Source organism: Streptosporangium sp. NBC_01755 (assembly GCF_035917995.1).
Taxonomy (GTDB): Bacteria; Actinomycetota; Actinomycetes; order Streptosporangiales; family Streptosporangiaceae; genus Streptosporangium.
Map to the genome: position 1 here is coordinate 6927357 of NZ_CP109131.1, position 14059 is coordinate 6941415.

The 14059-nt window shown below is 72.5% G+C and carries 10 protein-coding genes and 1 pseudogene; 4 read left to right on the forward strand and 7 right to left on the reverse strand.

The genetic code is table 11. The features are described 5' to 3' along the window. Positions 1-42: 42 nt before the first annotated feature. From OG884_RS31940 to OG884_RS31950, 3 genes and pseudogenes are all read left to right on the forward strand, one after another. A pseudogene (locus tag OG884_RS31940) lies at positions 43-975 on the forward strand (RNA-guided endonuclease InsQ/TnpB family protein); the annotation flags it as partial. Next, a complete protein-coding gene (locus tag OG884_RS31945; protein ID WP_326639082.1) occupies positions 954-1244 on the forward strand; it encodes a zinc ribbon domain-containing protein in 291 nt (96 codons plus the stop codon). The pseudogene OG884_RS31940 and the gene OG884_RS31945, both read left to right, overlap by 22 nt. Before the next feature lie 62 nt (positions 1245-1306). Next, the gene (locus tag OG884_RS31950; RefSeq protein ID WP_326639084.1) at positions 1307-4000 is read left to right on the forward strand and encodes an Hsp70 family protein; all 2694 of its coding nucleotides are present in this window, start codon (positions 1307-1309) and stop codon (positions 3998-4000) included. Between the two features lie 118 nt (positions 4001-4118). Here OG884_RS31950 and OG884_RS31955 read toward each other — a convergent pair whose 3' ends face one another. From OG884_RS31955 to yczE, 6 genes are all read right to left on the reverse strand, one after another. After that, the gene (locus tag OG884_RS31955; protein ID WP_326639086.1) at positions 4119-6044 is read right to left on the reverse strand and encodes a dynamin family protein; all 1926 of its coding nucleotides are present in this window, start codon (positions 6042-6044) and stop codon (positions 4119-4121) included. A 65-nt stretch (positions 6045-6109) separates the two neighbouring features. Further along, complete coding sequence (locus tag OG884_RS31960; protein ID WP_326639088.1) at positions 6110-7942, reverse strand: dynamin family protein; 1833 nt, start codon at positions 7940-7942, stop codon at positions 6110-6112. Positions 7943-8084: 142 nt separating this feature from the next. After that, the gene (locus OG884_RS31965; protein WP_326639090.1) at positions 8085-8960 is read right to left on the reverse strand and encodes a nucleotide exchange factor GrpE; all 876 of its coding nucleotides are present in this window, start codon (positions 8958-8960) and stop codon (positions 8085-8087) included. Between the two features lie 88 nt (positions 8961-9048). Beyond that, positions 9049-9303 (reverse strand): hypothetical protein, encoded by a 255-nt coding sequence (locus OG884_RS31970; protein WP_326639091.1) that lies wholly within the window; start codon positions 9301-9303, stop codon positions 9049-9051. A 169-nt stretch (positions 9304-9472) separates the two neighbouring features. Next, on the reverse strand, positions 9473-11233 hold the full coding sequence (locus tag OG884_RS31975; RefSeq protein WP_326639093.1) for a glycoside hydrolase family 15 protein: 1761 nt from the start codon (positions 11231-11233) through the stop codon (positions 9473-9475). A 9-nt stretch (positions 11234-11242) separates the two neighbouring features. Next, positions 11243-11887 carry a membrane protein YczE gene (gene yczE, locus OG884_RS31980; protein WP_326639095.1) on the reverse strand — a complete coding sequence of 215 codons (645 nt, stop codon included), beginning with the start codon at positions 11885-11887 and terminating at the stop codon, positions 11243-11245. 75 nt (positions 11888-11962) lie between these two features. Here yczE and yczR point away from each other — a divergent pair, with 75 nt between their 5' ends. Then, positions 11963-13399 (forward strand): MocR-like transcription factor YczR, encoded by a 1437-nt coding sequence (gene yczR / locus OG884_RS31985; protein WP_326639097.1) that lies wholly within the window; start codon positions 11963-11965, stop codon positions 13397-13399. A gap of 15 nt (positions 13400-13414) precedes the next feature. On the opposite strand, the gene OG884_RS31990 is transcribed toward yczR, so the two are convergent. Next, a complete protein-coding gene (locus OG884_RS31990; RefSeq protein WP_326639099.1) occupies positions 13415-14026 on the reverse strand; it encodes a trimeric intracellular cation channel family protein in 612 nt (203 codons plus the stop codon). Between the last annotated feature and the right edge of the window lie 33 nt (positions 14027-14059).

Here is a 14059-nt window from a genome sequence, read left to right on the forward strand (position 1 = left end):
GCGCACGTGGCGCGACTCGACCTCGGCGCGGACCAGGTGGCCGTGCTGGACGCTCAGGCGCACACCGCCCGCGCGCTGTGGAACCTGCTGCATGAGTACTTCACCTTCCGCCAAGGCCGGTTCGCGACGGTGAAGGACTGCGACGCGGCGATCCGCACAGCCCGCCGCGAGATCGACTGGATGGGACAACTACCCGCCCAGGCCGCGCAAGCGGTGCTGAAAACGTACCGGCAGGCGTGGGCGAACTTCTTCAACCCCGACCATCCCGCCAAGCGGCCCACGTTCAAGGGCCGCCTACGGACCCGGTTGGCCGTGGACGTCCCCCAAGCCCGCGATCTGCAGATCAAGCGGGTCAACCGGCGGTGGGGCGCGATCAATCTCCCCAAGGTCGGGCGGGTGCGGTTTCGATGGACCAAGGACCTGCCCGGCCTCACCAGGGGCGGTGCTGCCGGGCGGATCACGGGAGCGCGGCTGGTCAAGGACGCCCACGGCTGGCAGGTCGTGTTCCGTACCCAAACCCTCACCGCGCCGGCCCCTGCCGCCCGCCCGGGCCCCACGGTGGGGATCGACCGGGGGATCACCGTCGCCCTGGCCCTGTCGGACGGCACCATGCGTGAGCACGCACCCTGGCTTCGCAACGGCGAGAGGGAACACCTGCGCCGGCTGGAGAAGAAGGCGGCCCGTCAGCGGCGCACCCGCCAGCGCGCGGAGCCGACCTCGCATCGGCTGGCCCGCACCTACGACCAGATCGCCCGGCTGCGCGCGAGAGCCAAGCGCCGAGCCGTCGACTGGCAGCACCAGACCACCACCGAACTCGCCGCCACCTTCGGCGTGGTCGTGGTGGAGGACCTGAAGATCACGAACATGGTCCGTTCGGCCACGGGCACGGTCGCAAACCCCGGCGTGAACGTCGCGCAGAAGGCCGGGCTGAACCGCTCGATCGCCGGGGAGGCGTGGGGGCGGACGGTCACCCTGTTGGAGTACAAGACCTCCGACCGGGGCGGCCAGGTCGTGAGAGTCCCCGCGCGGGGACCTCGCAGACCTGTCACCGGTGCGGCCGTCGTGACCCGGCGGCCCGGGACGGGATAAGGTACGCCTGCGCCAACCCCGTGTGCGGTTGGGTCGGGCATGCCGACACCAACGCCGCGATCAATATCAAGAACGCCGTCGGAATGCCGGTGTCAGGACGTGGAGACCTCGGGATTACCCGGTCTGCGAAGCGTCAACCCCCGCGCGCCGCTTAACCGCGACGCGACGGGAGAATCTCCGGCCTTCAGGCCGGGGAGGAGTTCAAGAGGAGTGGGACATGGCGCAGTGGTGCCTCGGTGTCGATCTGGGGACGAGTTTCTCCGCCGGGGTGATAGCGGCCGAAGGGCGCTTCGACGTCCTGGAGGTCGAGGGAGAGCGGCGCATCCCCTCCGCCGTCATGCTGGACGAGCGGGGGACGCTCGTGGCGGGCAGGATCGCCCAGCGGGGCATCGCGATCAGCCCCGAGCGGGTCGAGCGCAACCCCAAGCGTTACGTCGGCCGGGGGCGGATGCTGCTCGGCGGTGTCCCGGTGGACGTGGCCGACGCCATGGCGGCACTGCTGGAGCTGTTCGTCAGCGAGGGGCGGCGACGGTTCGACGGCGCCGATCCCGACTGCATCGCGCTGACCCACCCGGTGGCCTGGGACGCCGGCCGTAAGGCGGTGCTGCTGGCGGCGGCCAGGAAGATCGTCAGCGGCGTGCGGATCGCGCTCATCGACGAGCCCGTCGCCTCGGCCCGCTACTTCGCCTCCGCCGGGCGGGCGGACGGCGGGTCGCGGCTGGCCGTCTACGACCTTGGCGGCGGCACGTTCGACGCCGCGGTGCTCACCGTGGACGGCGGTGACTTCGCGGTCGTCGGCGAACCGGGCGGCAGCGACGAGATCGGCGGCGAGGGGTTCGACGAGCAGGTCTTCGCGTTCCTCGGCGCCCAGATCGAGCGGCTCGACGCCGACTGGTGGCAGCAGGTGACCACCAACCCCGAGCGCCGTTACGTCAGCTACGCCGCCGACCTGCTCAAGATGGCCAGGGAGGCCAAGGAGACGCTGTCGAAGTTCGAAACCTCCTCCCACTACGTGGTCGGCATCAACGAGGACGTGCACATCACCAGGGCCGACCTGGAGGATCTCATCGGCGAGGAGATCGTCAGGACGGTCGACATCCTGGACGAGACGATCCGCGGCGCGGGGGTCGAGTCCGGCGAGCTGGCCGCGGTGTTCATGACCGGTGGCCCCAGCCGGATGCCGCTGGTCCAGAAGGCCGTGCGCGAGCGTTTCGGCGACCGGGTGCGGACCTACGACGACCCGAAGATCGTGGTCGCCTACGGTGCCGCGCAGCTGGCCTGGAAGCTCAAGGTCGAGCACCGCGGGCCCGGCGCGGACTCCGCCACCGCCGGCGGCCACCGGGCCGCCGGCGGTGCGGCGGGCATTCCCGGCGCGGGGCAGGTTCCACCCGCCTCCGGTACCTCCGGCGCTCCAGGTACGGGGCAGCGGGCCTTCACCGGCCCGGTGCCCGGCCAGGCCGCGGGCCACCAGATGCCCAATGCGGCCAACGCGGCCGGTGCGGCCGGTGCGCCGGTGGCGGTTCCGACCGGCGGTCACCGGGCCTTCACCGGTCCCGAGGGAGGTGCCACCGGTGGCCATCGGGTGCTCACCGGTCCCGGCGACGGCGCCACCGGCGGGCACCGAGGGCTCAGTGGCCGGCCCGCGGGCCGCGGGGGCACGGCGGGCGGGGACGGACCCGGCGTCCAGGGGATCGAGAAGGTGATGGACGGCGTGCTGGAGGCGCGTGCCGAGGCGGGCCGGGTCTTCGTCCACCAGGCCTTCGAGCACGGCCACCTGCTGCGCAGGCTCGACGGGATCGAGGGCCGGCACGACCGGGAGCTCGGCTTCGGCAGGCTCGTGGAGTGGGCCGCCTCCAGCGAGGGCGTCGTGGCGGTGGAGCAGGTCGGGCCCGCGCAGGTGCTGGTCCGCGCCCTCACCCGCGACCTCGCCATCCGCGCCACTCACCCGCTGCAGATGTGGGGCAACCCCACCGCGATCGCCCACGGCCGTACGGCGTGGGTCTTCTTCCACTCCCGCCAGGCCGCCGGTGTCGACACCTCGATGGGGCTGCCCTGGGGGGAGACCGGGCAGCTGGCCATGATCGAGCTCGATCTGGGCGGGGGCTTCGCCTTCCAGGCCCCCCAGCCGCGCGAGCTGGGCCCCTACGCCCAGTGGTTCCTGAACGAGGACAACAGGTCGCGCCGGCTGCTCGACCAGGAGGCGCCCAGCGGCAGCGAGCCGTCGTCCTCGGTGGGCGCGCCGGGCTGCACCGTGGTGCTCGGGCAGTTCAGCAGCAACAAGCCGATGTTCCAGAACCGGCACCAGGATTTTCGGCCGTGGCAGGTTCTGTGCCTGGTCGATCCCGGCGGCGTGGTGCGCCCGACGGTGCGCGAGCCGGGGCGCGGCTGGCTGCACCAGGTGGTCCTGCACCGGGGCAGGTGGTTCACCTCCGGCTCGGCGGGGCTGGAGGCCGACACCGCGGACGGCAGGACCAGGCTGGTCATGCCGCGTCCCCGGGGCGGCGCGCTGCGCTGGTTCTCCGCGGGCAACGAGATCTACGCGGTCGGCACCGACCAGGTGAGCCCGGCCAGGGGCTGGTCGGTCGGGATCTTCGACCAGCGTTCCCAGACGCTGGAGTTCCTGATGGGCAAGCAGTCGGCGACTCTGGCCGGTCACCTCACCTCCCGCCACCGCTGGGAGCGGCCGAGGCTGGTCGCCGACGGCGACTCGATGTGGATGACCATGCAGGACGCGGGCCGTAGCAGGCTGCTGCACGTCACCCCCGGCGGGGCGCGGGAGGTGCACCGCACCCCGGGGATGTTCGAGCCGGTCGCCCGGGTCGCCACGGGCCTGCTGTGCCTGCACCGCCCCGCCGACGCGACCGGCGCCACCCGTGACCGGCCCGCCACCCTGGTGCACCTGCCGCTCTGACCGTTCCCGCCCCTGACCCCGGCCAGGGGCGGGAACGGCCGTCGTTCCGGCACTCTCAAGGCCGGAACGACGGCCATGAGAGTGCCGGACCCGGGTGACCGGCGGAGCGGCCGCCCGGTCAGGTTCCGGCGGGGACCGGCTGCTCGGCGCCCAGGGCGGCCACCGCTCCGGCCAGTTCCCTGCGGAGTTCGTGGCCGCGCCGGGTGAGGGCGCCGATCGCCGCGATGCGCTCCTGGCCCGACTTGCGGGCCTTGAGGCGGTCGGCGGCCGAGCGGGCGGAGGCGGACTTCAGCTCGGCGCGCCTGGTCTCCAGTTCCCTGCGCCGCCGGGCCAGGGTGTCGTCGGCGGCCTGCTCGACGCTCACCCGCCAGGTGGCCACCATCCGCTCCAGGTCGAGTGTCATCTCCCTGGTGATCACGGCGAACTGGTCGCGCAGTGCTCCTCTGATCGCCGCCTGGCTGCGCTGCACCTTCTCCATCGAGCGCCGCCCCATGAAGATGGCCGCGCCGATGGCCGGGGCGACCAGGATGAAGCCCACCGGGCCGAGCAGGGCCGTGGCGAAGCCGCCCAGGGACAGCCCGATCGAGGCCGAGGGCAGCACGTCCCGGATGAGGTCCACGCTTTCCGGGGCTTCGGCGGCCGTGTCGCCCCTGACCTGCACCTGCGACAGGCTGGGCATCGCCTGTCTGTCGGTGGTCAGCTCGACCGGGTCGAGGCCGAGATCGCGGGCGAAGGCGTCCAGCGTGGTCCTGGCCAGCTTCTCCACGTCGTAGACGATCTGCGACCAGGCGGCCTCCAGGGAACGCTGGACGCTGACCGGCAGCTCCGCCATGTACTGGTCGATCTGGGCCTGCTTCTTCAGCGTGGCGATCGTGTTCTCGTACGGCTGGCGGATCTCGGCCACCCGTGCGCCCACGATGCCCCCCACCTCCCGGCCGATGAAGGTGTTGGCCACCATGCCCGCCCTGCGCCGCGCGGACAGCTCGGCCAGGCCGGCCAGGTCGGCGTCCACCTCGGCGAGCCTGGCGGTGACGTCGCCGTCGTCGTCGGAGCCCGCGGCGACGTCGTCCTTGGCGCCGGTCGTCAGCGAGCCCAGCACCGACAGGGCGGCGGCGACCACCGTGGCGCCCCGCGCCGAGTCCCGGCCCTCGGCGAAGGCGCGCAGGTGCCGCTCCAGCGCGTCCATGCCGCTGCGCGCCCGCAGCGTGTTCGCCCGCTCCTCGCGCCCCTCGCGCCGCTTGACCTCGGCTGCCTCGGCGAGCTTGGCGCTCACCGGGATCCAGGGTGCCTCCAGGAGCGGGGCCAGTGTCGCCGCCCTGGCGGGGTCGGCGGCGATCGCCTCGGTGACGAACGTCCTCAGGCGGGTCTTGTTCTCCTCCTGGAGGTTTCGCCAGTTGGTCGAATCCTCCACCTTGGTCAGCACGAACACGATCGCCTGGACCCGCTCGGCGGCCTCCGCGAGGAACTCCAGCTCGTGCCTGAGTACCGGCTGGTCCTGCGCGCTGAGCGCGAACAGCAGCGCGTCGGCCCGCTGGAGCATGGCCACGGTCACCTGCCGGTGCCCCACCGTCAGGCTGTCCACGCCGGGGGTGTCGAGCAGCCGCAATCCGTCGAGCAGGGGGTTGTCGAGGGTGATGTCCACGCTGACGACGTCACGACGCTTGCCCGCGTCACCGCGCATCGAGGCGTAGTCGGGGATCGACTCGATGGTGATCGGCGTCTGGAGCGGCCCCGAGTCGGTGCTGCGGTGGACGACGGCGGCCAGACGCGGGCCGCGCCGTAGCGACAGGAAGCAGTTGGTGGCGACGTCGGCGTCGACCGGGAGCAGGTCGGGGTGGCCCACCAGCGTGTTGAGCAGCCGGCTCTTGCCGCGTTTCTGCGCCCCGGCGACCACGATGTCGGTGCACTCGTCCTTCCAGCGGCCCGCGCACGCGGCCAGCACCTCAGCGAGGTCCTGCCTGCCGCACTGCCCGGCCAGCGCGTGGACCTCGTTGGCGTAGCGCAGCAGCCTGGCCACGGGGCCGGTCGGGTCGGAGGTCGTCATGATCCTTTTCTCCTGTCGGGGATGGATGGGGATGGGCCGGTGCCGTCTTCCGGCGGCGTCCCCTCTCAGGAAGCGCCGGCGTGGTGCGACCAGATGGTCTCGTACGCCTCGCAGAGGGTCTCGGCCGCCCGCCGCTGCCGCAGGGAGAGCGGCCGGTGGGTGAGGGAGCGGAACCGGGCGCTCAGGGCGGCGGCGTAACCGGCGATCTCGGCGCTCGGGGCACCGGGCGGCGCCCCGAGCTGGGTGGCCAGCTCGGCACCGGAGAGCAGGAGTTCCAGCGCCCGCCGGTCGTCGAGCGGGACCATGGGGGAGGCCCGCAGCGCCTCGATCGCGGCGGGGTCCACCCGGATCGGCGGGAGCCTCCCGCCGCCGCCCCCGGTGTCGGTGGGGGCCGCCTGCTCCTCCAGCGCCGCTGAGACGAGGTCCTCCAGGACGGTCAGCACGTCCCTGGCCCGGTGCCCGCCGGCGCGGCCCTCGCTCATCATGGCGAGCGTGCGCCAGCGCATCGACGCCGCGGTGGCGGCGGCGGCGACCTGTTCGGGGGAGGCCCCCGCGGGCAGGCCGAGCTGCTCGGCGGGCTCGTCGTGGCGGGCCAGTCGCAGCAGCTCGGCGGTCATCTCCTCGTTCAGGACCAGCGCTCCGCGGCCGAGCGCCTCGGCGGCGGTGAAGATCCGCAGGCCGCCCAGGGAGGTGGCGATCGGCCGGTTCTCGTCGAGCTGGGCCGCCAGCGCGTCCAGGGTGGCGCGGTCGGCACCCATCGCCGGCGTCCTGGCGAGTGCGCGGAGCCGGGTCAGCGCGTCGAGCGCCTTCAGCTGGTCGGCGCGGCGGGCGAAGTGGGCGATGCCCGCGGCCACCGAGCCGGTCGCGGCCCGCCCCGCGGAGGAGTAGCCGGAGCGTTCCAGCAGGTGGGAGGTGAGCGCCTCGGGGGAGGCGGTGCCGGCCGCGCGCACCGCCTCGACCGCGCTGGTGATGCCGTAGCGGTGCAGCCGCTCCACCAGCCGGTGGCGCACCTCGGCCGGCACGGGCAGCTCGGGCGCGGAGCGGAAGTCGTCCAGGTCCAGGAGGTAGTCCTCCAGGTCGTCCTCGTCGAGCCCGGCCAGCGTCGCCAGGGCCGCCACCTCCTCACCGTCCAGCGGGCGGGCCCGCGCGGTCTCGGCCAGCAGGCCGATCACCGGGACCACGTCGAAGACGGAGGTGCGCAGGTCCTCGTACCCCTTGGCGGCCAGCCGCCTGGCGGTCGGCCACGGGTCGCCCTCGTCGCCGCGCCGGTCGACCTGGCCGAGTACGGCGAGGGTGTTGACGCAGCTCATCCCGCAGGCGTCGGTCAGCCCGCGAAACTCCGCGAGGGTGGTGTCGTCGAACTTCTGGACGTAGCGCAGCACGTAGATCATCGCTTGTGCGCGGTCGTCCTCGTCGCCGGAGCCGAACAGCATGCTCCTGGCCGCCCGCTCGTTGGCGGCCGTCACCGTGTTCATGCCGGGGGTGTCGACGATGGTGATCGTGCGCAGCGACGGCAGGTCCAGGGCGACCCGCAGACGCCGGATCCGGGCCACGTCGACGCCGAGTTCGGAGGGGAGCCGGTGGCCTGGCAGCAGCCGGGAGTGGGCCACGCCGCCGTCGAGGAGCTCGATCGTGATGCGGCCGTCGTCCTCGCCGTACTCGTACTGGGTGACGACAAAGGTGCACTCGCCGGCGTCCACCGGGGCGACGGGCAGTCCGAGCAGCGCGTTGACCAGTGTCGACTTGCCGCTGCTGACCGCGCCCGCCACCGCGACCCGCAGCGGCGCGTCGAGGTCGGCGCGTACCTGCGCCACCCGCTCGCGCAGCTCCGCGCCGGAAAGCCTGGCCGAGGTGGTGTCGCACAGGCGGCGCAGCAGGTCCGCGGGTCCGGTGCTCACGCGTCACCGCCCTGGCCGTCCGATGTGTTCCCGTGTTCCGCCGCGCGGGCCGGGAGAGGTCGCGGAGCCGGCTGAGGGGCGGGATCGAACCGTGCGCCTGTCGTGAGGTCCGGCGCGCTGTTCTCGCGGGGAGCCGAGCCGCTCACCGTTCCGCCCCGGGGCCCGGTGAGACGTGGCGGTAGACGACGACCTGCGGTACGCGGATCACGTGTCCACCGTCGGCGTACCCCCGCCTGACCGTCTCGGCGACGATGTCGTGCAGCTCGGGGCTCCCGGCCGGCGCGGTGCCGAACGCCTCGTGCAGGCGCGGGTCGAAGCGCTGCCCGTCCGCGACGATCTCCTGGACGCCGGCCCGGTTCAGTGCCTCCAGCAGCGTTCCCGCCAGCCGGGGGTGGCGCTCGGCGAGCTGGTCCCGGTAACCGACGCAGGCCCCCACCAGGGCCTCCCGCCCGGGGTGACCCTCGGAGAAGAGCCTTTCCACCTGCTGGGTGAGCGCCGGACTGATCCCGCTTCCGGAGACCTGAGCCAGTGCCTCGGACAGCGGATCGGCGGGTGGTCCGGCGGGTGGTCCGGTGGGTGGTTCGGCCGGTGGGCCGGTGCGGCCGGCGACGGGCCGGACCGGCGTCGAGCCCGCCTCGCCCACCGGGAACGGCACCGTCCCCTGCGGTGCCGTCCCCGGTCGAGGTGTCCCGTACGGGGCCGCCTGCCAGGTGCCCGGCACGGGTGCCTGGGCGGGGGCGGGGCGGCGGTTGCGGTGCCACAGGTACAGGCCCGCGGCCGCCGCGGCCAGGGTGCCCGCCGCCACCGCGAGCACCAGGGGCAGCGGGAGGAGTCCGATCGGTGTTCCCACCGTGACGGATCCGGCCTCCCCGGGGCGCAGGGAGCCGACACCGTCACCTCGCAGGGGGGCCGAGGACGCGGTGGCGGTCTCCCCGCGAAGTCCCGCCACCGCGCCGCAGCCGGTCAGTGCCGGCCAGGCCAGCAACAGCAGGGGAAGGAACACGCGTCGGTCCCTCATCGGTCGCCTTTCTCGTCGGCGGCCCTTGTGACCCGGATCCGAGTCCCCCTCTCGGTGAGGTCACGCGGGCTCACGCCGGTTCTTTCCGTCAGACGGTCGGGAAGGGGCCCGCGACCTCGGTGTAGTCGGCGACCCCGTCGCCGTTCAGGTCGACCAGGGTCTCGTCGATGTAGCCGTCGCCGTCGTTGTCGAGGTAGACGACGTCGGTGACGCCGTCGCCGTCGACGTCGTAGCGCTCCTCGTCGGCGAGGCCGTCACCGTCGGTGTCGATCAGCTGGGCGTCGGTCCCTCCGTCGCCGTCGTAGTCGACCAGGTCGGTGGTGGTCACGTCGAAATCGCTCATTGGCTGGTTCCTTTCCGATGGTGTTACAGGGGATGAGAGTCACGTTCGCACCGGATTGTTGCAGCCGAATCCCAGATTTCTTGATGATTTTTAAGAAATCTCTGAGCTTGGTCGTCTCATCGGGACTAAAGGTCATAAAAAGGTACAAAAAGGCCAGCTGGGTGCCGTCTCAGCTGAGTGCGCGGGCGGTGTGGATCAGCGGCACGTGGCTGAAGGCCTGTGGGAAGTTGCCGACCATCCGGCCGTAGCGGGGGTCGTACTCCTCGGCGAGCAGGCCGACGTCGTTGCGGAGCGACAGCAGGTGCTCGAACAGCTCGACCGCCTCGTCCTTGCGGCCGATCATCGCCAGGACCTCGGCCAGCCAGAAGCTGCACGCCAGGAACGCCCCCTCACCGCCGGGCAGGCCGTCCACCTCGTTGTCGGTCGAGACCGGGTAGCGCAGCACGAAGCCGTCGACCATCAGCTCGCGCTGGATCGCCTCCACCGTCCCGATCACGCGCGGGTCCTCCGGCGGCAGGAAGCCGACGATCGGGATCAGCAGCAGGGCCGCGTCCAGCTCGTGCGAGCCGTAGGACTGGGTGAAGGTGCCGCGCACCGGATCGAAGCCCTTGTCACAGACCTCGGCGTGGACGCGGTCGCGCAGTTCCCTCCAGCGCGCCAGCGGGCCGGGCTTGGCGAAGGTCTCCATGTGCTTGACGGCCCGGTCGAGGGCGACCCAGCACATGACCTTGGAGTGCACGAAGTGCCGGCGCGGGCCGCGGACCTCCCACAATCCCTCGTCCGGCTCGTCCCAGTGCTCCTCGACGTAGGAGATCAGCTCGAACTGGATGGTCCAGGCCCGATGGTCGGACTCCAGACCCGAGACACGAGACAGGTACAGGGAGTTCAGGACCTCGCCGTAGACGTCCAGCTGGAGCTGGTCGACCGCGCCGTTGCCGATCCTGACCGGCCGGGAGTCCTCGTAGCCGGGCAGCCAGTCGAGCTCAAGCTCGGTGAGCCGGCGCTCCCCGGCGACGCCGTACATGATCTGCAGGTCCTGACCGCGGCCCGCGATGGCCCGCAGCAGCCAGGACCGCCACGCGCGGGCCTCGTCCAGGTAGCCGGAGCCGATGAGGGCGTCCAGGGTCATGGTGGCGTCGCGCAGCCAGCAGTAGCGGTAGTCCCAGTTGCGCACGCCGCCGAGGTCCTCGGGCAGCGAGGTGGTGGGGGCGGCGACGATGCCGCCGGTGGGGGCGTAGGTGAGCGCCTTGAGCGTGATGAGCGAGCGGACCACGGCCTCGCGCCACGGGCCCTGGTAACTGCACCGCTCGACCCACTCGGCCCACAGCTCCTCGGTCGCGGTCAGCTGCTCGTACGGGTCGATCTCCTCGGGCCTGGGCTCGTGCGAGGGGTGCCAGGTGAAGACGAACGCCATGCTGTCGCCCTCGGAGACCTCGAACCTCGCCGTGTGGGCGTAGTCGCCGCCCCGGAGCGGGACGGGGGAGTGCAGCCACACGGAGTCGGGTCCGCCGACGGCCTGCAGGAGGCCGTCGCTGCGGCGCACCCAGGGCACGATCCGGCCGTAGTCGAAGCGGATGCGGATCTCGGTGGCCATCTCCACCGTCCCCGACACGCCCTCCACGATCCTCACCAGGTCGGGGTTGGTGTGCCGGGTGGGCATGTAGTCGGTCACCCGGACCGTGCCGCCGGGGGTGTCCCACTCGCTCTCCAGGATGAGGGTCTCGCCCCGGTAGCGGCGCCGGGTGGCATGGGGCCGCCCGGCGTCCGCGGGGCCGATCCACCACCGGCCGTTCCGGGCGTCGCCGAGCAGTGCGGCGAAGCACGAGGGCGAGTCGAAGCGTGGCAGGCAGAGCCAGTCGACGGAGCCGTCCCTGCCGATCAGGGCCGCTGACTGCATGTCGCCGATGAGAGCGTAGTCCTCGATCCACATGCCTCGAAGCTAACGCCTCGGCGCGCTCCCCGGGGGCCTGGAGCGCAACCGCGCTCCAGGCCGGGTCCGCGGCATGAAGAACTGAGTCAGCGGCCCGATGGCGAGGGCGAACACCAGCGTGCCCAATCCCACGGTCCCGCCGAGCAGCCAGCCCGCGGCCAGCACGGTGACCTCGATGACGGTGCGGGCCGAGCGGATGGACAGGCCCAGGCGGTTCAGGCCGGTCATCAGGCCGTCGCGCGGTCCGGGGCCGAGGCCGGCGCCGATGTAGAGGCCGGTGGCCGCGGCGGTGGCGACGACGCCGAGCAGCAGGTACGCCCAGCGCGCGGCGAGCGCGTCCGGGGTCGGGGCCAGCCAGATGGCCGCGTCGGCGAACAGTCCGAGCAGGACGACGTTGCTGAGGGTGCCCAGCCCCGGCTTCTGCCGCAGCGGGATCCACAGCAGCATGACCAGGGCGCCCACGATGATGATCCAGGTGCCGACCGACAGGCCCAGATGGATGGAGAGCCCCTGGTGGAACACGTCCCAGGGGCTGTTGCCCAGCTGGGACTCGATCTGCAGGCCGATGCCGACGCCGTAGAGCACCAGGCCCGCGTACAGACGGGTGAGCCGGTTGGGCAGGGAACCGAGGGTGGGCAGGGGGAGTTCGCTCATGATGGCCCCAATCATCCAGGCCACCGATTCCGGATAAAAGAGCCAATCATCAAAAGTGGCCTTATGGTGGTTGGTATGGACCGGTATCTCAGTGGCCCCCAGCTCGCCCGTCTCCTGGCGATCGACCCCGGTGCCAGGCCGTACTACCGGGTTCTGGCCCGGAGCGTGCGATCGCTGGTCCTCGACGGGCGGCTGCCGATGCGGGTGCGGGTGCCCGCCGAGCGCCACCTCGCCGAGGCGCTGGGTGTCAGCCGCACCACCGTGACCGCGGCCTACGACCTCCTTCGCGAGCAGGGGTACCTGGAGAGCAGGCAGGGGGCGGGAAGCTGGACGGCGCTGCCCGACGCGGGCTCGCTGGGCGCGGACAACCCGTGGATCGCCGCCGAGGACGACGGGCTGCTGCCGCTGCACGCCGCGGCCCCGAGCGCGATCTCGACGCTGCCCGAGGCGATCGCCGCCGCCACCGGCCAGTATCCCCGCTACACGCTCGGGATGGGCTACGACCCGCTCGGGATCGCCCCACTGCGCCAGGCGATCGCCGCCCGCTACAGCGCGCGAGGGGTGGCCACCCGGCCCGAGCAGATCCTGGTGACCACCGGAGCCCAGCAGGCCATCCACCTGGTGACCACGATGCTGCTCTCGCGCGGGGACCCGGTGCTGCTGGAGTCGCCCACCTACCCGCACGCCATCGACCTGGCCAGGATGCGCGGCGCCAGGATCGTCGGAGTCGGCATCCCGGACGACGGCTGGCGCCACCTGGACCTGCTGACCTGCGCGATGCGCCAGTCGGCCGCCCGCCTCGCATATGTGATCCCCGACTTCCAGAACCCGACGGGGCATCTGATGGACGACGCGGCGCGGGCGGCCCTGGCCGGCGCGGCGCGGCGCTACGGCACGGTCCTGGTGGTCGACGAGAGCTGGTGTGAGCTGGCGCTCGACGAGGAGGCCCGCGCCACGCCGCTGGCCGCCTTCGACACCGACGGGAGGGTGATCACCATCGGCTCGGCGTCCAAGCTGTGGTGGGGCGGGCTGCGCATCGGCTGGATCCGCACCACCGCCGCCACGGTCCGGCGCCTGGCCGTGCTCCGCGCCTCCATCGACATCGCCAGCCCGCTCTTCGAGCAGCTGGTGGTGGCCAGGTTGTTCGAGGACATCGAGCGGGCCAGGGCCGAGCGCGCCCGCCTGCTCGGCGCCTCCAGGGACGTCCTGGCGGCCGAGCTGGCGGCTCGGATGCCCGACTGGAGCTTCATCCCGCCCAGAGGTGGCGGATCGCTCTGGGTGCGGCTGCCGGAACCTTCGGCCACCTCGCTGGCCGACGCGGCGGTCTGCCAGGGGGTCCGGCTGGCCCCCGGGCAGTGGTTCGGCGTGGACGGCACGCTGGAGGGGCGGCTGCGCCTGCCCTTCACCCAGCCGCCCAGAGTCCTCGTCGAGGCGGTGCGGCGCATCGCCGAGGCCAGGCTCAGGGGGGCGTACGGCACCCGGCCCGCCGAGCCCCTCACCCCCGCCCTCTGACTCGGTCGGGGCGGCTCACTCGGAGGTGACGCCCCTGGCCAGCGGGGCCCGCAGCTTCAGCCGCATGGCCACGATGCGCAGCCCGAAGGCGAGGAAGGCGGCGGCCAGCGTGGCCGGCCAGCCGTGCAGGTTCAGGGTGTAGAGCAGCGCCATCATCGCCGAGCCGAGCATGGCGGGCACCGCGTACAGCTGGCGGTCGTACAGCAGGGCGGGGATCTGCCCGGCGAGGACGTCGCGCAGGATTCCGCCGCCGACCGCGGTGATGACCCCGAGCAGGGCCGCGTGCAGGGGGGTGAGGCCGAAGTACATCGCCTTCTCGGTGCCGACCGCGCAGAACAGGCCGAGGCCCGCGGCGTCCAGCACGTTCACCGCGGGCATCACCCGCTCCACCTGCGGGTGCCAGAAGAACACGATCATCGTGGCCAGCAGCGGCACGACCACGTAGCCGATGCTGGAGAAGGCGGCGGGCCGTACGTTCAGGATCAGGTCGCGGGCGACTCCGCCGCCCAGTGCGGTCATCTCGGCCAGCACGGCCATGCCCACCACGTCGAGCCGTCTGCGTACGCCGACCAGGGCGCCGGAGAGGGCGAAGACGAAGATCCCGACGAGATCGAGCACACTATTCACGGATAAATCATCCCATGACCGGATATATGGGAT